This window comes from Bradyrhizobium sp. BR 1433 (assembly GCF_051547665.1).
GTDB classification, from domain to species: domain Bacteria; phylum Pseudomonadota; class Alphaproteobacteria; order Rhizobiales; family Xanthobacteraceae; genus Bradyrhizobium; species Bradyrhizobium australafricanum.
The window spans coordinates 8,223,789-8,241,238 of sequence record NZ_JBPUGG010000001.1 but is presented as its reverse complement, the minus strand read 5'-3'; the positions used below and the strand labels follow the sequence as shown (position 1 = coordinate 8,241,238).

Sequence of the window (17,450 nt, the reverse complement as noted above, 5' to 3'; positions counted from 1 at the left end):
GTCCGACGGCAGCGCTACCCGGCGTGGCCACCTCCTTTAGCTTGCAGCGTGTGAGTTCAACAAACCGGACGGCGCCGCCGTCCACCGCGCAGAAACCGAGGAGAACCGTCATGTCGCTGCAAGCCAGGCTCAACGCTTTCAAGGCCGATTTCGAAGCCGGAAAGCCGCCCTACAACGTTCCGCGACCAGTCATCGATATCATGCACCGCGCCACCGCGGAGCTGATCGCATCCGGCGCCGCCCAGCGCGCCAGGAAGGCTGGCGATGTCGCCCCCGCCTTCTCGCTCCGCGATCCCGAGGGCAACATCGTCAACTCGACCGATCTGTTGAAGCGCGGCCCGCTGGTGCTCAGCTTCTACCGCGGCGTCTGGTGCCCGTATTGCAACATGGAGCTGCAGGCGCTCGAGGCGGCCAAGCCGGAATTCGACAGATACGGCGCCGCGCTGGTCGCGATCTCGCCGCAGACCGCGCCGAACAGCCGCAAGTCGGTGCGCCAGAACAAGCTCTCCTTCCCGATCCTGTCCGACGTGAACGGTCAGGTCGGCGAGGCCTTCGGACTGCGCTTCCACCTACCCGACTATCTGGTCGAGCTCTACAAGCAGCTGAAGAACGATCTGCCGACGTTCAACGACGATCCGAGCTGGACGCTGCCGATGCCGGCCCGCTACGTCATCGGACGAGACGGCGTGATCCTCTACTCCGAAGTCAACCCCGACTATACCCGGCGACCCGAGCCCGAGGACATGATCGCTGTCCTCCAGCAGGCGACCGTGAAAGCATGACAGCGCGCAGACTGGCCGGTGGCGAGTGACCATCGGCCGCTTTCCTCTCGCAGGCTAGGCATGTGCGGCTGGCGTACTCCCCTCCGGATCGGCGGGCGGGCCGGCGCCGGCCAACATATCCACCCCGGAGTGCTGCGTCTTTCGCCACTGCGCCGGCGTCACGCCCATGTGGCTCTTGAAGGCGCGCTGAAAGGCAGCCTCCGATTGATACCCGACCATCTCTGCCACGGCGCCCGTCGAAAGCGATGATCCCTTCAACTCGTTCGCCGCAAGTGTCATCCTGATATCGGTGAGCAGATCGCTGGCCGATCGCCCGAGCTTGTCCTGGAACTGCCGCGCCAGCGTGGCGCGCGACATGTTGCAAAGCCGTGCGAGCTCCGGCAGCGACCACGCACGCGCGGGCTCCTTGAACATGGCGGCCACGGCCGGCGCGAGCCTGGGATCGCCGACCAGGGCGAGAAGTCCCCGTGACGTTGCATCGGTCTCGCTGGCAAGCCGCAGCACAAGCGCGAACATTGCCGTGGACAGCGCATTCAGCATGGCGTGGCCGCCCAGATGATCGTCGGCCGTTTCGCTGCGCATCAGCGACACGAGCCCGGCGAGCTGTGCAGCCGTTCCCTTTCCCGCACGCGTGCCGGCATGCACGACAAGGCGCGGCGGAAGATAACCGCGCAACAGACGGTCGTGTGGCGGTGCAATCGCGAAGTGCCCGCACAACAGGTCAAGCCGTTCGTCCGATCCGAGGTTTTCGCTGATCGTGAAATTCTCCGCCGCCCGGTTGCGCGCCGGCAGCGGTGTCGCCCCGCTGCCATCGTGCATCACGTGTCGCGGGTTGCCGGGAAGCAGGAGGATGTCGCCGGCCTTCAGCAGCAACGGCCGTCCGCCCGCGGCGTCGTCCAGGATCGCCGAGCCGGCAAGCACCGCATGATAGGGGATCTCGCTGGTTACACCCGGGCCCTGCTCGATACGCCAGGGCACGCTGTAGCTGCAGCGCAGGTCGAGCCGCCCGCGCACCGGCATCATCTCGAACAGCCGGCTCAGCCAATCCATAGCCATTCCCCCCGAAGCAGTTCATGAGACGATGGAGCATATAAACGAGCAATATGAACATTCAATGTCTCAAATCTCGATCCTATTGTCACTCCGCAATCGTTCACCACCCCGAACAAGGAGTGCCACCATGTCTCGTCTCTCAACCCCCAATCTCGAAACCGATACCGGCCCGTCGGGCCAGATCTACGCCCAGATCAAGAAGGCGATCGGCGCCGTCCCGAACACCTACGCGGCGATTGCGGCCCACGGTCCGGCCGCGCTCAAGTCGATCCTCGCGGCCGATGCCGTGCTGACCGGCGGCAGCCTGCCCCGGCGCGACCTCGAGGTCGTCAAGCTCGTGATCAGCGCAGCCGGCGGCTGCGATTATTGTGTCGCCGCGCATTCGCATCTCGCCAGGCTCGCCGGCGTGAATGCCGATGTGCTCAAGCAGATCCGCAACGGCGCGCCGACCGGTGACGCCCGGCGCGATGCGCTCGTGCATTTCGTCCGCAAGCTCGCGCAGTCGAGCGGCACCGTCAGCGATCAGGATTTCGCCGCGATCAAGGCCGCCGGCTACAGCGACGCGCAGCTGGTCGAGATCAGCCTGGCGTTTGCGACCACAATCTTCACCAACGTCTTCAACCGCATCAACGACACCGACATCGACTTCCCGGCAGTCGCGTGAAGCGACCGGGCGATGTCACGCGAAGGGATCACGACCATGACCACGCTTGCCAACACCACACAAAGTCCGCTTGTCCGCGCGCTCGACAGGTCCGGCCTGCTGACGGAGGATCTCGACTATCACGTCGTCCGGGCCGCGATGGTGATCATGTTCCTGTTCTTCGGTTACCAGAAGTGGTTTCCGTACGAGTTCGAACGGCTGGTCCCGTTCATCAGCAACGGGCCGCTGATCTGGTGGCTGTACCCAGCGTTCGGCCACGCCGGCGCCAGCTACTTCCTCGGCGCATCGGAGTGGACGTTCGGTTCGCTGCTGCTCGCGGGCTTCTGGGACAAGCGGCTCGGCGTGCTCGGCGCCCTCGGCTCGACAGGCACCTTCATCGCGACGGTCACCATCATTCCGTTCATGCCCGATGGCTGGGACGTTGCCGCCGGTGGCTTCCCCGCGATGACCGGCAACGTGCCGTTCCTGATGAAGGACGTCGTTCTGCTCGCCGTCTCGCTCTACCTGCTGCGACAGGACGTGGTCCGTCTGATCAGGCAATAGCTGATCGCGATTGATCGCCGGTGGGCCTCGGGCGTGCCGGCGATCGCGCATGGTATTGAGCAGACGCAGCATCTCTCGAACACAACGACATGGCAGTCACTATTGCTGCACGGTCCGGCGGCCCATGCTCTTTAAGAGCCGAGCCATAACCCATTGCCGAACTTGCATAACGCGTTGAAAATCGGCCACGCGCTCCGCGCGATCGGCTGCGCTGTCGCCCGCTCGACGACGCACCGCGGCTTCCATGCACGAATGATGCGGTAGCTCCCCGGCCATGAATATAGTTCCGCCGCGCGGTCTGCGTTAAAAAGGAGCGCCGGTGTTGTTCTGGGGTGAGTTGATGAAGAAGGACGACGTCACATGCCCGCGTTGCGGGGCTGGATTCCGACGCCTTGAGCTGGCGTCCGGATCTGGAAGCAAGGGCGAGTATCGCTGCCCGGTTTGCGAGACGACCCTCGAGCAGTTCGATGGCGACAAGCTTGTCGCTTACCGCCTGACGATCCAACCCTCGATTCGCGGGTTGAAGACCTAGCGGCCCCGCTGCATGGAATGCCCCCGGAGCAAAATCTGGATCACGATCTCCGCTTCAGGACATAGCTGTCCATGATCCAGCCGTGCCGCGCACGCGCCTCTCGTCGCGCGGCGACGATGCGAGGACCCACCTCTGCCAGTTCCCCCGCCAAGACGATCTGATCGGGCATGCCGAGATAGGCGCCCCACCAGATTTGCAGTCCGGCTGGATCCAGCGTCTGGAAGGCAGCGCCGCCGTCGAGCATCACAACAATGGTGTCGACGCCGGGCGGCCAGCCGCCCTCGCGCAGCCACCGGCCGGTCGTGACGAGGAACGGCTCGCCGATCTCATTGAGCGGCAGCGCATGCGCCGCGCACAGCGCCTGGATCGACGTGATGCCCGGGATCACCTCGATCGATGGCAACGGATCGAGCCGGCGCGCAATCCGCAGGCTCGAATCGTAGAGCGAGGGATCGCCCCAGATCAGCAGGGCGACGCGTCCCTCCCCGCCGAGATGGCGCGCGATTTCCTGCGACCACGTCGCGGCGATCGCATCGTGCCAATCGTCCACGCCCTTGCGATAGTCCTCCTCACCGGCGTCACGCACCGGCAGGTCGAACTCGGCAATGCGTGTGCGGTCGTTGCTCAACGCTTCCGCGCAGATGGTGCGACGCAACTCGGCGAGATCCGACTTCGCCGTCCCCTTGCGCGGGATCAGGATCAGGTCGGCGGCATTGATCGCGGCGGTCGCAGCGAAAGTGAGCTGGCGGGGATCACCACAACCGATGCCGATCAGGGACAGCGTCAACATGGCCGCGTCACCCTCGCTCCGGCGCCAGCGTACCGAACAGAATGACGGCAGCCGCCGTGGCCGCGCCTGCCTGCGTGAGCTGTTCGGCCAGCGCTGCGATCGTGGTGCGAAGCAGCCGCTCGTCGGCGTGGCCGAGCGATTCCGCCAGCAGTGCGGGCGTGTCGGGCGCGAGGCCGTGCGCGATCAGCCTTGCGGCCAATGCCGGGAAGGTCCGCCGCCCCATATAGACGACGGTGGTCGCTTCCGGATCGGCCAGCGCCGCCCAGTTCAGGTCCGCGGGCAATTCGCCCGTCACATCGGCGCCGGTGACAAACTGGACCCGACGCGAGGTCAGCCGTCGCGTCAGCGGAATGCCGGCCTGCGCGGCGGCAACCGACGCCGAGGTCACGCCGGGAATGATCTCGTAGCCGATGCCGGCCGCGCGCAGCGCTTCGATCTCCTCCTCGAGCCGTCCAAAAATACCGGCGTCGCCGGATTTCAGCCGCACGACCCGCACGCCGGCGGTGGCATAATCGACCAGCAGCCGGCTGACATGGTGCTGCTTCGCCGACAGGCGGCCGGCGCGCTTGCCGACCGCGACGAGGTTGGCGCCGGCGCGCGCGAGATCGAGGATCGCGCCCGAGGCAAGATCGTCATAGAGCACCACATCGGCCTCGCGCAGCCGAGCCGCTCCCTTCATGGTCAGGAGTTCGGGATCGCCGGGACCGGCCGAGACGAAGGAAACGAATCCGCTCACCGGTCCTCCGCAATCAGATGGAAGAATGTACCCGTCGCACAGCCGCGCCGCGATCCGGTCTCCGCAACGATCGTACCGGTCGCATCACGCACCACCGCGAGCGGCGTGTCGGGCTGCGCGATGATCGTCGAATAGTGAAACTCGTGGCCGCGCAGCCGTGCGCCTGGGCCGTGGCCGGGCATCGGTGCGGCAAGCTCGGCGAGCCGGTAGCCCAGATGCATGCGGCGCTTGGCATAGCTCGTCTCAAGGCCGAGCAGGCCCGCCATCTCGTGGCGCACGCCGTCGGCGTCGGTCAGCGCGGCGCCCAGCACCATGTAGCCGCCGCATTCGCCATGCACCGGCCTAGTCTCGGCGAAGGCGCGGAGCTGCGCAAGAAATCGCCTGTTGGCCGCAAGTCGGCCGGCATGCAGTTCGGGATAGCCGCCGGGCAGCCAGCACACGTCGGCGTCCGCGTCGGGGCCTTCGTCCGCAAGCGGCGAGAACGTCACGATCTCTGCGCCGGCCGCGCGCCAGGCTTCCAGCATGTGCGGATAGACGAACGAGAATGCAGCATCCCGCGCCAGCGCAATGCGCTGGCCGGGCGGCGTGATGTCCAGGCCGCGCACGGCTGATTGCGGCGACCAGGCGCGCGCCGATTGCAGCACAGCGTCGAGATCGACATGCTCGGCGACGAAGCGTGCGGCTTCGTCAATCAGGCCGTCGATCTGCACTTGCTCTTCGGCCTGCACCAGTCCGAGATGACGCTTCGGCAAGGCGATCTCGGCGTGGCGGGGCAGCGACCCCAACACCGGGATGCCCGCGCCTGCCATCGCGTTGCGCACCAGGGCTTCATGCCGCGCACTCGCGACGCGATTGAGGACGACGCCCGCAAGCCGAACGCCGGCGCGGAAATCACGCAATCCCGCCGCCACCGCCGCCGCGGTCTGTGCCTGACCGGAGGGATCGATCACCAGCAACACCGGCCAACCCATCATCTCGGCGATGTCGGCGGTGGCGCCGGTTCCCGAGACGCCACGCGCGGCGACGCCGTCGAACAGTCCCATCGAGCCTTCAGCCAGCACGAGATCGGCATCCGCGCCACGGCCTGCCAAATGCGCGATGGCTTCGCGCGCCATCGCCCAGCTATCGATGTTGACCGACGCGCGTCCGGTGGCGACCGCGTGAAAGGCGGGATCGATGTAGTCAGGCCCGCTCTTGAGGCATTGCACTCTCACGCCGCGATTGCGATAGGCGCGCGCCAACGCCAGGGTCAGCGTCGTCTTGCCGACACCGGATGCCGGCGCAGAGATGACGAGCCCCGCGGTCATTGCGATGACTCCGGCGACGATTCCGGAAAACGCGGCACCGCCCCGACCGGGCGGTAGCGGCGGTCGTAGTCGGCTGCATAGAGACGGCTCTCGGCGAATTCGTCCGCCCCGAGCGTCTTGCCGACCAGAATGAGCGCAGTGCGTTCGAGCTCGGGGCCGACGGCGGTATCGAGCGTCGCCAGCGTGGCGCGCACGATGCGCTGGTCCGGCCAGCTCGCGCGCCAGACGATCGCAACCGGGCAATCGGCGCCGTAATGCGGCGTGAGCTCGGCCATGACCTTGTCGAGCAGATGGATCGAAAGATGGATCGCCAGCACCGCGCCGGTCACGGCAAAAGCTGCGAGTGTCTCGCCATCAGGCATCGCGCTCGCCCGGCCCGGCGTGCGCGTCAGCACCACCGACTGCGCAAGGCCCGGCAGCGTCAGCTCGGCCTCCAGCGCCGCCGCGGCCGCCGAGAAGGCCGGCACCCCAGGCGTGACCGAATACGGAATCTGCAACGCGCGCAGCCGGCGCAGCTGCTCGCCCATCGCCGACCAGACCGAGAGATCGCCCGAATGCAGCCGCGCGACGTCCTTGCCCTCCGCATGCGCGGCAGCGATCTCGGCGATGATTTGGTCGAGCGACAGCGGCGCGGTGTTGACGATGCGCGCATCCGGCGGACAATGCGCCAGAACACCCGATGGCACCAGCGATCCGGCATAGAGACAAACCGGGCACCAGGCGATGAGATCGCGCCCGCGCAGGGTCAGCAAATCGGCAGCGCCAGGTCCTGCGCCGATGAAATGCACCGTCATTCGCCGTCTCCTTCCGCGATCGCCGCGATGGCCATCCGATCCTGTGACGCGGCCCTGACCGAGATCAGGCGCGCACCGCGCCCTGCTGCAGCGATTGCCGCAGCCTCGGCGACCGAGCCCGTTCCGAATCTTGCCTTGATGAACTCGGATTGCGTTGCAGTCCTTATCTCAGCCAGGATCCCGGCCGGAATGCTCCGGACCGGCAGCCCGAGTTCCCGCGCCAAGTCTCTCAATGCCGCCGCGTCGGCCTTGTCACTCACCGTCGCAACGGCCGCAAGGCCTTTGGGCCCGCCGGCCGCGTCGAGCGCGTCGCGCAAGGACGCGACACTGGCATTGCGCGTGAATCCGAGACCAGCGACCTTCATCGGAGCGCGCTCCATTGCACGATCGGTCGTGCGGCCTTCCAGGCGCGATAGCGGCCCAATGGCTCGGCCTGCGCGATCTCGAGGCGCATCAACTCGCCGCCATGACGCCGGTGCAGATCGCAGAGCAGCGCCTCGGTCTCCAGGGTCACCGCATGTGCAACCAACCGCGTTCCCGGCGCAATCCGCGACCAGATCGCATCGAACATCGCGGCGTCGAGACCGCCACCGATGAACACGGCATCAGGCGCGGCGAGGTCCGATAATGCGCCGGGCGCCTCGCCTTCGATGACGGTGATCCGGTGTGTCAGGCCGAAGCTCGCCGCATTGCTGCGGATGTTGGCGGCGCGTTCGCTACGGGCTTCGACGGCGATCGCCACCCCTCCACAAAGCGCCCACTCGATCGAGATCGAGCCCGAGCCCGCGCCGACGTCCCACAGCCGCTCACCGGGCCGCGGCGCCAGCGCCGACAGCGCAAGCGCGCGGACCGGCCGCTTTGTCAGTTGCCCGTCATGCACAAAAAGCGCATCGGCAAGACCCGAGCTGCGTGCGATTCCCTCCGCTCCCTGCGCCTCCAGCGCGATCGCGACCAGGCTCTCGCCCGAATCACCCGCATACGAGTCGGCGCGATGCTGTGTGATGGATTCACGCGGTCCGCCAAGCGCCGCAAGCGTCCATATTGCCGACGCCCCCCAACCACGCTCCGTCAGCCAGCGCGCAAGGTCGGACGCCGCTTTGCCGTCGCGCAGCAGGCAGATAATCCGTGCATCGCGCGCCAGATGCGGCAACAGCCGCTCGAACGGCGCGGCATGAAGACCGAGACAGACAGTATCCTCGATACGCCAGCCCAAACGAGCCGCCGCCAGTGAGAACGTCGACGGCGCGGAGTGCGCGTCCCACTCACCGGCCTGCAGCTTCTCGACAAGGCTTCCGCCGACGCCATGCCAGAACGGGTCGCCCGAGGCGAGCACCACCGTCGGACGGCCGCGACAGCTCAGCACGATGTTCGCATCGAACGGCACCGGCCAGGCACGGCCGCGGTCGGCGATGCCGGCGAGCGCGAGGTGCCGTTCGCCGCCGAAAACCGTTTCGGCTTCACGGAGCGCCTTTCGGCTTGCATCGGAGAGGCCGGCAAGGCCATCTTCGCCGATGCCGATGATGGTCAACCAGGGATTATCCATGATGCGCGCCCTGATCCTGGGCGGAACGGCCGATGCCAATCTGCTCGCCGCTGCGATCGCAAGCGCGGGGATCGACGCGGTCTATTCCTATGGCGGCCGCACCCGTGCGCCGGCTGACCAGCCATTGCCGGTCCGCAGCGGTGGTTTCGGCGGCGTCAGCGGTCTTGCCGACTATCTGCAACGCGAAGCCATCACGCATGTGGTCGATGCGACGCATCCCTTCGCGGCCGAGATGAGCCGCAACGCCATCGCGGCGTGCGCGCAGACCGCAACGCCGCTGCTCGCGCTCGAACGCGCGCCCTGGGACAAAACCTCCGGCGATCGCTGGATCGAGGTCGCGGACGTCGTATCCGCAGCCGCGGCCTTGCCGGACAGCCGCGCCAGCGTGTTCCTCGCGATCGGCCGCCAGCATATCGCGCCGTTCGGCAACCGGCCGCAGCATGCCTATACGTTGCGTTTCGTCGACCCGCCCGAGCAAGCGCTGCCATTGCCCGATGCCGACGTCATCGTCTCGCGCGGCCCCTTCACGCTCGAGGGCGAACTCGCGATGCTGCGCGCACGTCGCATCGAGTGGATCGTCGCCCGCAACTCCGGCGGAGCCGGCGCGCGCGCCAAAATCGACGCTGCCCGCGTGCTCGGCCTTCCCGTCATCATGATCACGCGGCCACTGCTGCCCGAGAGGCCGCGGGTGGAAAGCGTGAGCGAGGCGATGCAATGGCTCGGTCATCGGACCTGCCTCGGCGCATAGACCCAGCGGCCGACCCGCCGTGTCGCCGAATTGCCGACGATCACGAGCGTCCGCATGTCGGCCATGTCTGGCCTTGCGTCGCGCAGTTCGACCGTCTCGATCCGCTGCTCGGGCGTGCTGACGGCGCGCGCGAACACCACGATCCGCTCGTCACAGCCGGCCTCGCGCAAGATCTCGAGCGCGCGCCCAAAACCTTCCGGCCGGCTGGCCGAGCGCGGATTGTACATCGCGATCGCGAAATCCGCTTCGGCCGCAAGCCGCAGGCGTTTCTCGATCAGCGGCCAGGGCTTGAGATTGTCGGAGAGATTGATCGCGCAGAAATCATGACCGAGCGGCGCGCCGGCGCTTGCCGCCGCCGCCAGCATCGCCGTCACGCCGGGCAGAACGCGAATCGGCAGGTCGTGCCATTGCGGCGCGTCCTCCAGCGCTTCGAACACAGCCGATGCCATCGCAAACACGCCGGGATCGCCTGAGGAAACCACGACGACGTGGCCTCCTTCCGACGCGAGCCGCAGCGCGTTCAGCGGCGCGCTGCAACTCCACGCGATTGTCCGAGGGATGCAGCGTGAGCCCGGCGCGCGGCGGCACGCGCGTCACATCAGGGCGCATAGCCGACGATGTCGGTCGCGGCCGCGAGCGCAGCAGCGACCTCCGGCGTGATCAGCGCCTCGGCGCCCGGTCCGAGCCCCGCGATGGTCAGCGTGCCGGTCATTGCGCGACCTCCCTGCGCCGCCCCTGCCCGTGCACCAGCACGATCGCAAAATAGGGACAATCGGCCTCGCCGACATCTGCAAGCAGTGCGACGCGCTGATCCGGCATGGTGCCGCGTTCGACCAGCCACGCATCATCGAGGCGCCCCGCGGACGCCAGCGCGCGGCGAATCTCGGAAGATCGCGACCGGTCTTCATGACGACCAGCGCGTCGGAGTTGCGCATCCGCTCGGCGAGCTCCGCCTCCGGCAGCGTCCCCATCAGAACGGTCGTCACATCGTCGGCCAGCGCAATCGGCTGCTCCACCAAATTCCAGCAGCCGACCATGCCAGGAATGCCGGCGATCACCTCGATCTCGACACGCCCCTGCAGCCGCGCATGCAGATGCATGAACGAGCCATAGAAATAGGGATCGCCCTCGCAGAGCACGACGATGTCGATCGCGCGCGCAAATCGCGCCAGGCGCTCGGCCCATTCGTCATAGAAGTCGGCAAGCAGCCGCGCATAGTCCGGACTGTCGAACGCGATCTCGGTGGTGACCGGATATTCCATCGGATATTCGTCGACGTCAGCGGCGAGCAAGCCTTCGACAATGCGGCGCGCCTGCCCCGGCTGGCCCTTTTTGCGAAAATAGGCGACGTGCTTCGCGGCACGCACAACGCGGTCGGCGCGCACGCTCATCAGGTCCGGATCGCCTGGGCCGAGGCCGCAGCAGATGATACGTCCCATCGCTATTCGCTCCAGCTCGCCAGCGCATTGACGGCGGCAACCGTGATCGCCGAACCACCGAGCCGTCCCTCGACCGTCAGCGCTGGCGCGGGGGGCTCAGCCATCAATGCCGCCTTGGATTCCGCCGCGCCGACAAAGCCGACCGGACAGCCGATGATCGCCGCCGGCCTTGGGCAATCACCATCCTCCAGCATGTTGAGCAGATGAAACAGCGCCGTCGGCGCATTGCCGATCGCGACGATGGCACCGGCCAGATGCGGCCGCCACAGCTCGAGCGCTGCCGCGGAGCGCGTGTTGCGCATCGATTGCGCAAGCGCAGGTACCTTGACATCGCCAAGCGTGCAGATGACGGCATTGCCGGCCGGCAGCCGCGCGCGCGTAATTCCCTCCGACACCATGCGCGCGTCGCAGAGGATTGGCGCGCCCTCCTGCAGGGCGGCTCGCGCGCGCGCAGCCATGCCCGATGTGAAGCGCACATGCGCTTCCAGGCCTATCATGCCGGCGGCATGGATCATGCGCACGACCACCGGCTCTTCGTCTGGCGTGAAGCGGGCAAGGTCGGCCTCGGAGCGGATGGTGGCAAAGGACTGGCGATAGATCGCTGCGCCGTCGGTCTCGTAGACGTGCGGCATCAGCGGCCTCCCGTCAGCACGGAGGGATTTGCGACGAGGTACGAACTGCTCAACCCTCGGATGACCGGCGTATCCCGCGTCGTGCCGCGGCGGATCAGATCAAAGCCGTTGTCTGTCGCAACGAGGGTAACATCCGCAGAACCGGAATGGGCACAGCCCTTGGCGCAGCCGGAGACGTGAAGCCGCGCATCAGGTGGGATATGCCGCGCGAGCGCCGATGCCAGCATACGCGTATCCGCATGCGCATCGCCGCAGCGCGGTGCGCCGCTGCAGGTGACCACGCGCAGCCTCGGATCGCCGGCATCAGTCACGAGGTCCGCCCCATGGGGCATCTCGCGCATCCCCTCCGCCAATACCATCCGCCACGGTGTCATGCGAAGAGCCTGCGTGCTCGCAGCAAGGTCGCTGAGCGTCTGGTGCGGCATCTGCCCGAAGGCGACGCCTACCATCGCGCCGATTGAATAGATGCCCGGCACAGGACTCGACGCTTGGCCCACGGGTTCGGCATCACCGCGAAGCGACTGCGGCAGGCTCGCGCCGCCGGCGAGATGAGCCGCCATCCGTCGCCGCTCACCCCCGGCTCCGCCGGAGGCGACGAACCATTCGGCCAGCGCCAGCGCGACCTGCACAGCCTCGCTCCGCATGACCGAAAGCCCGCGCGGTACGCCATCGGCCCGCACCAGCAGTCCCCGGCTGCGATCGCGCTCGATCCTGATGTCGGCGGACGCATCCGCCAGCATCCGCGGATTGCCATCATCGATTGCGAAGCCGAACTTGGTTGGAAGATCAAGCGAGGCACCGGCAAGCCCTTGCTCAAGCTCGGTCGCGAGCGAGCGCGTTTCGTCGGCGGCAGTCCAGAACGGCGTCACCAGAATGTTGCGCTGCGCCTCGATGTCCGCGCGTGCGTCCAGCAAGCCGAGCTCGGCGAGCCCGTCGATCAACGGTGGATGGCCTTCATCGCTGACGCCGCGAATCTGGAGATTGGCGCGACTGGTCAGGTCGATCAGGCCGTTGCCGTATCGGGCCGACAGCCTGGCGATTCCCGCTGCCTGCGCCGCGTCCAGCCGTCCGCCGCGTGGGCGAATGCGCACCACGAGGCCATCGCCTGACTGCATCGGCCGCAGCGCGCCTGGACACCAGCCCTTGACCGCAACCGGGCTCATGAGCACTCCTGCAGCGCAGCCGCGATCGAATTGCGCCGTGTCTGCCAGAGCGAGGCTTCATGCAATCTCGTGAAGCAGGTTTCGATCGCAGCCAACGCCGCCGGGTTCTCGCGCGCCATGAAGCCGCGAACCTCGTCATTGCCGAGCGTCGCATCGTAGTAGAGATCGAACAGATGCGGCGGCACCGCGCCGGCGAGATGGGCGAACGCCGCCATATGCTCCAACGTCGCTGTGATTTCGGCGGCACCACGGAAGCCATGGCGCATCATGCCCGCGATCCAGGCAGGGTTGGCCGCGCGCACCCGCACCACCCGTGAGATTTCCTCAGTCAACGCGCGGGCATGCGGCTGATCCGGCCGCGTTGCATCGAGGTGATAGAGCGATGGGGCTTTCGTGCCAAGGCGCCGGGCCGCCGCCGCGATGCCCGCCTCGTGCGCGGCGTAGTCGGCCGCCAGCAGCAGATCGGTCTCCGGCAGATCCTGGGTGTGAACAAAACTGTCCGCAGCCGCGAGCCGCGCCTCAATGCCGGCGCGATCGGGCCGCATCTCGCCATCGGATGCGAGAGCCCACGACGATGCCGACAGCCAGGCTTCGCCGGCCGCCTCGCGCGCCTCCGGTGTGAAGACATCGGGGACCGACGAAATACCAACACCATAATGTCCGGGGCGAGGACCGAACACGCGCGCGATGCGCTGCCGATAGGGATTCTCGTCCGCCTCATCGCTGCGTTCGCACAACGCCTCCGCCGCGGCTTCGAACAACTGGGCCAGCCCAGAAAAGACGTCGCGGAACAGCCCCGACACCCGCAGCGTGACGTCGATGCGCGGGCGGCCGAGCTCTGCAGGCGCGATAATGTCATAGCCCGACACCCGCCCCGATCCATGATCCCAGCGCGGCGCGATGCCCGCGAGGTGCAGGGCCATCGCAAAATCCTCGCCGGCGGTGCGCATCGTCGAGGAGCCCCAGAGATCGACCACGAGTCCCTTCGGCCAGTCGCCGTGATCCTGCAAATGACGGCGCAGCAGCTCTTCGGCCAGTTTCACGCCTTGGGCATGCGCCGACGGCGTCGGCACCGCGCGCGGATCGACCGCAAATAGATTGCGCCCGGTCGGCAGCACGTCGCGGCGTCCGCGATAGGGCGAGCCCGACGGCCCCGGCGCCACGCGCCGACCCGCGAGCGCATCGCGCAGCGCCGCCCTCTCCGCCTCGCCGCAAGCGCCCCGTCCGAACACATGCAAGCCGTCGCCGAACTGGCTTTCCTTGAGGTCGCAGACGAAACGATCGATCTGCGGAATGGCCTCTGCCGCCGAGACCGACGCCGCGAGACCGAGATCGTCCTCCAGCCCGGCGATGCGCGCTTCGTCGCGGATCGCAGCGATCAGGCGCTGCCGCCGCGCCGGATCGAGACCATCGGCGGTCGAATACTCATCGAGCAAGCGCTCAAGATTGCGCAAGCCTTTGGGGACCGCGGCCTGTGCCAGTGGCGGCGGCAGATGACCGATCGTCACGGCACCGATCCGGCGCTTGGCCTGCGCCGCCTCGCCGGGATCGTTGACGATGAAGGGATAGACAACAGGCAGATCGCCGATCAGCGCCTCCGGCCAGCATGCGGGCGACAGCGCAACCGACTTGCCGGGCAGCCATTCCAGCGTTCCGTGCGCGCCGATGTGGACGACGGCATCGATGGCCTGCCGCCTGAGCCACAGATAGAACGCGACATAGGCATGGCGCGGCGTGCGCGCCAGATCGTGATAGTCGGCGTCGCGCTGTCCCACCTCACCGCGCTCCGGCTGAACGGCGATGACCGATTTGCCGCAGCAGATCGCCGCGAAATGAAATGCGCCGTCACGGCAATCGGGATCATCTTCCGGCGCGCCCCATGCGCGGCTGAGATCGCCCTGCAGCAGCTCGGGAAGGCCGGAAAGCGCCGCACGATAGTCGGCGACGTTCCACGTCAAATTTCTGCGCAAAAGAATGTCGCCCAGCGACTCCACCGGCTCAAGGTCAAATCCCGCGCCCGCGAGATCAGCCAGCATCGCCCCGACCGACGCCAGCGCATCGAGTCCGACGGCATGCGCGATCTGATGCGGCCGGCCGGGATAGTTCGAGAGCACCAGCGCAAGCCACTTCTCCTGTGCCGGCTTGCTGGCAAGCCGATGCCAGGCGGCCACGCGTGCGGCAATTGCAGCGACGCGCTCGGCATCCGGTCGATGCGCAAGATGCGCGAATTGCAGCTCGGGATCGCGCTCACCGGGCGATTTGAAGCTCACGACCCCTGTGAACAGGCGGCCGTCGACCTCCGGCAGCACCACATGCATCGCGAGATCGCCGGGCGAGAGCCCGCGGAGCGACAAGGCCCAATCCTCGCGCCGCGCGGTCGACAGCGCGACCTGGAACACCGGGCATGATGCAGCGTCGAACGGCGTCGTGCCGTCGTCACCGGCCGCGGAAAACGCGGTCGCATTGACGATGGCCGCTGGAGCGCATTGCGCGAACTGGGCGCGCAGCCAGTCGGCCACGCCCGCCGCCTTCAGCGAGGTGACGAACACGCCATGAGCATCAAAGCCCCGCTCACGCAATGCATCGATCAATGCATCGACCGGCGCCGTGTCGCCGGCCGCGAGGTCAGGAACGATAAAACGTCACCAGCACGCGCGGCCGGCCGTCCGGTGCCGGCAACGCCGTGATGGCACCGCGCCGGGAATCGTAGACGCCGATCTCGGGAAGATCGATCTCGCCGACCACCGGCCCGGCATAGAGTCCGGACGCCAGCGCCAGCTGCGCGATCACGGCCTGCGCGGCAACAGGACCGCCTTTGTCGCACAGCACCTTGAGGCGGCGCAGCGTCGAGATCGGCAAGGTCGAGAATTCGTCGAGCCGCTGATCGTCGCGGCCATCGGCCGGCAGCACGACTAGGGCGATGCCACGCTCCTTCGCCAGCCGATGCACCGCGGCCAGCCCGTATGACCAATAGGGCTCGCCGCCGATCAGCCGCACCAGAATGCCGCGCGCGTGCGAGAGCGTCCGTTCGATGTAGGTATCGACCGACAGCGGATGGCGCAGCTCCGCGAGATTGGCGAGCCGCAGCGACGGCAATGCGGCGCGGCCGCGCCGCCAGCCGGCCGCGAAGGCAGCAAGATCGCTGTCGGAAAACGACAACACCACGAGATCGGCCGGATCCTGGCCGAGGTCCCTTGGCGTCGCGGTCTCTTCAAGGCCGCGGCTCTCGCGGAAGACGACGTGCATCAGACACCAAGCCGTGCCCTGATCGCGGCTTCATCGATATCGGCATGTTCGCCGATCACGACGAGCTTCGACTGCCGCGCCCGGGCGCCCCAGGGCATGTCGAACTGATGCCGCACCCGCTCGCCGACCGATTGCACCAGCAGCCGCATCGCCTTGCCTTCGACCGCGATGTAGCCCTTGGCGCGCAGCACGTTCTGCTCGCGCGCCAGCCCCTTGATCGAGGCGACCAGCGCGTCGACATCCGAAACTTCCGGAAGATCGATCACGACGGAATTGAAATCGTCGTGCTCGTGTTCCTCCTCGCCATCGTGATGCGACGGCCGCGCCGCGAGATCGCTTTCCGCCGCCGCCCCGAGCCCGAGGATCACGCGCGCGTCGATCGTGCCGTCGACGACAGGCAACATCGGCACCTCGCGCGGCATCTCGGCCGCGATCACCGCTTTCGCTGCCTTGATCCCCTCCGCCCCGGCGAGATCCGCCTTGGTCAGCAGCACGATATCGGCACAGGCGATCTGGTCCTCGAACACTTCCGACAGCGGCGTCTCGTGGTCGAGATTGCCGTCCGCCGCACGCTGCGCATCCACCGCGGCCGGATCAGGCGCAAAACGGCCGGCGGCGACGGCCTCGGCGTCGGCGAGCGCGATCACGCCGTCGACCGTGATCCGCGAACGGATCTCCGGCCAGTCGAACGCTTTCAGCAGCGGCTTCGGCAGGGCGAGCCCGGAAGTTTCGATCACGATGTGATCGGGCTTCACGTTCCGCGCCAGCAACTGCTCCATCGCCGGGATGAAATCATCGGCGACGGTGCAGCAGATGCAGCCATTGGCGAGTTCGACGATGTTCTCGGCCGGACAATTGGCGTCGGCGCACGACTTCAGGATGTCGCCGTCGACGCCTTCGCTGCCGAATTCGTTGACCAGCACCGCGAGCTTCTTGCCGTTGGCATTGCGGATCAGATGCTGGATCAACGTCGTCTTGCCGGAGCCGAGAAAGCCGGTCACGACGGTGACCGGAATTTTGGCGAGCGTGGTCATTCTGCGGCCTCCGGCACGACGGGAAGAGGTGGAATGCGGGCGAGCGATTGCTTGCGGAAGATTTCCGGACGGCTGCGCCACGGCACGATGCCGTCGGGCGCCGCCGCATATGCGGAGGCACCGGCGATCACATCCGCGGCATTGGCTTCGGACAGCCGGCCGTAGACATAGGACCACCGCCCCGGCGCGCTGAGCGCGACCGAGCAACCCTGGCTGCAGGCCGACAGGCATGCGACGGGAACCAGATCGACGTCATCGGGCACGCCCGCCTCGACAAGCGCGGCATGCAGGCGTGCACCGGGCGCGAGCTCACCTTCCGCCGGCGTCTGGCCGGCGCGGCAGGTGATGCAGACATGAAGTGTAACGCTCATCGCCCTTCCTGGATTGACAGCGGGAAGCGATGAGGCACACGAACCGATTTTGGACAGGTTCGTTCCCCGTCGC

General features: G+C 67.2%; 15 protein-coding genes and 3 pseudogenes. 4 read left to right on the top strand and 14 right to left on the bottom strand.

The genetic code is table 11. The features are described 5' to 3' along the window. The first annotated feature begins 110 nt into the window (after window positions 1-110). Entirely contained in the window at window positions 111-782 is a 672-nt protein-coding gene (locus ACSKB9_RS39515; RefSeq protein WP_431016997.1) for a peroxiredoxin-like family protein, read from the top strand. Between the two features lie 54 nt (window positions 783-836). On the opposite strand, the gene ACSKB9_RS39510 is transcribed toward ACSKB9_RS39515, so the two are convergent. Beyond that, window positions 837-1,832, bottom strand: coding sequence for an AraC family transcriptional regulator (locus tag ACSKB9_RS39510; RefSeq protein ID WP_438079702.1), 996 nt, complete (start codon window positions 1,830-1,832; stop codon window positions 837-839). Window positions 1,833-1,962: 130 nt separating this feature from the next. Here ACSKB9_RS39510 and ACSKB9_RS39505 point away from each other — a divergent pair, with 130 nt between their 5' ends. Continuing rightward, a complete protein-coding gene (locus tag ACSKB9_RS39505; protein ID WP_438079701.1) occupies window positions 1,963-2,499 on the top strand; it encodes a carboxymuconolactone decarboxylase family protein in 537 nt (178 codons plus the stop codon). 36 nt (window positions 2,500-2,535) lie between these two features. Continuing rightward, a complete protein-coding gene (locus ACSKB9_RS39500) occupies window positions 2,536-3,042 on the top strand; it encodes a YkgB family protein (RefSeq protein WP_438079700.1) in 507 nt (168 codons plus the stop codon). A gap of 572 nt (window positions 3,043-3,614) precedes the next feature. On the opposite strand, the gene cobF is transcribed toward ACSKB9_RS39500, so the two are convergent. The 6 genes from cobF to cbiE are packed head-to-tail and all read right to left on the bottom strand — an operon-like array spanning window position 3,615 to window position 8,744. Next, window positions 3,615-4,364 carry a precorrin-6A synthase (deacetylating) gene (gene cobF, locus ACSKB9_RS39495; RefSeq protein ID WP_438079699.1) on the bottom strand — a complete coding sequence of 250 codons (750 nt, stop codon included), beginning with the start codon at window positions 4,362-4,364 and terminating at the stop codon, window positions 3,615-3,617. 7 nt (window positions 4,365-4,371) lie between these two features. Then, window positions 4,372-5,100, bottom strand: coding sequence for a uroporphyrinogen-III C-methyltransferase (cobA, locus tag ACSKB9_RS39490; protein ID WP_438079698.1), 729 nt, complete (start codon window positions 5,098-5,100; stop codon window positions 4,372-4,374). After that, window positions 5,097-6,407 carry a cobyrinate a,c-diamide synthase gene (locus ACSKB9_RS39485; protein WP_438079697.1) on the bottom strand — a complete coding sequence of 437 codons (1,311 nt, stop codon included), beginning with the start codon at window positions 6,405-6,407 and terminating at the stop codon, window positions 5,097-5,099. Before ACSKB9_RS39485 ends, cobA begins: the two co-directional genes overlap by 4 nt. Beyond that, window positions 6,404-7,201: a precorrin-4 C(11)-methyltransferase gene (gene cobM, locus ACSKB9_RS39480; RefSeq protein ID WP_438079696.1), complete on the bottom strand. Its 798-nt coding sequence runs from the start codon at window positions 7,199-7,201 to the stop codon at window positions 6,404-6,406. The genes ACSKB9_RS39485 and cobM overlap by 4 nt, the downstream gene beginning before the upstream one ends. Then, window positions 7,198-7,566, bottom strand: coding sequence for a cobalamin biosynthesis protein (locus tag ACSKB9_RS39475; RefSeq protein WP_438079695.1), 369 nt, complete (start codon window positions 7,564-7,566; stop codon window positions 7,198-7,200). Before ACSKB9_RS39475 ends, cobM begins: the two co-directional genes overlap by 4 nt. Further along, window positions 7,563-8,744: a precorrin-6y C5,15-methyltransferase (decarboxylating) subunit CbiE gene (gene cbiE, locus ACSKB9_RS39470; RefSeq protein ID WP_438079694.1), complete on the bottom strand. Its 1,182-nt coding sequence runs from the start codon at window positions 8,742-8,744 to the stop codon at window positions 7,563-7,565. The genes ACSKB9_RS39475 and cbiE overlap by 4 nt, the downstream gene beginning before the upstream one ends. Between cbiE and ACSKB9_RS39465 the strand changes: the two genes are divergently transcribed. Beyond that, window positions 8,743-9,492 carry a cobalt-precorrin-6A reductase gene (locus ACSKB9_RS39465; protein WP_438079693.1) on the top strand — a complete coding sequence of 250 codons (750 nt, stop codon included), beginning with the start codon at window positions 8,743-8,745 and terminating at the stop codon, window positions 9,490-9,492. The genes cbiE and ACSKB9_RS39465 overlap by 2 nt on opposite strands. On the opposite strand, the pseudogene cobJ reads toward ACSKB9_RS39465, so the two are convergent. The 7 genes and pseudogenes from cobJ to ACSKB9_RS39430 all read right to left on the bottom strand — a co-directional run bounded on the left by cobJ (window position 9,468) and on the right by ACSKB9_RS39430 (window position 17,377). Then, a pseudogene (gene cobJ / locus ACSKB9_RS39460) lies at window positions 9,468-10,204 on the bottom strand (precorrin-3B C(17)-methyltransferase). The gene ACSKB9_RS39465 and the pseudogene cobJ sit on opposite strands and share 25 nt — an antisense overlap. Beyond that, window positions 10,201-10,931: pseudogene (locus ACSKB9_RS39455) on the bottom strand (precorrin-2 C(20)-methyltransferase). Before ACSKB9_RS39455 ends, cobJ begins: the two co-directional pseudogenes overlap by 4 nt. Before the next feature lie 2 nt (window positions 10,932-10,933). Continuing rightward, the gene (locus tag ACSKB9_RS39450) at window positions 10,934-11,563 is read right to left on the bottom strand and encodes a precorrin-8X methylmutase (protein WP_438079692.1); all 630 of its coding nucleotides are present in this window, start codon (window positions 11,561-11,563) and stop codon (window positions 10,934-10,936) included. Then, window positions 11,563-12,678, bottom strand: a complete 1,116-nt coding sequence (cobG, locus tag ACSKB9_RS39445; RefSeq protein ID WP_438080600.1) for a precorrin-3B synthase — start codon at window positions 12,676-12,678, stop codon at window positions 11,563-11,565. The genes ACSKB9_RS39450 and cobG overlap by 1 nt, the downstream gene beginning before the upstream one ends. A gap of 44 nt (window positions 12,679-12,722) precedes the next feature. Then, a pseudogene (gene cobN / locus ACSKB9_RS39440) lies at window positions 12,723-15,972 on the bottom strand (cobaltochelatase subunit CobN). Beyond that, window positions 15,972-17,006, bottom strand: a complete 1,035-nt coding sequence (gene cobW, locus ACSKB9_RS39435; RefSeq protein ID WP_438079691.1) for a cobalamin biosynthesis protein CobW — start codon at window positions 17,004-17,006, stop codon at window positions 15,972-15,974. Before cobW ends, cobN begins: the two are co-directional and overlap by 1 nt. Beyond that, entirely contained in the window at window positions 17,003-17,377 is a 375-nt protein-coding gene (locus ACSKB9_RS39430) for a DUF1636 family protein (protein WP_438079690.1), read from the bottom strand. The genes cobW and ACSKB9_RS39430 overlap by 4 nt, the downstream gene beginning before the upstream one ends. Window positions 17,378-17,450: the final 73 nt, after the last annotated feature.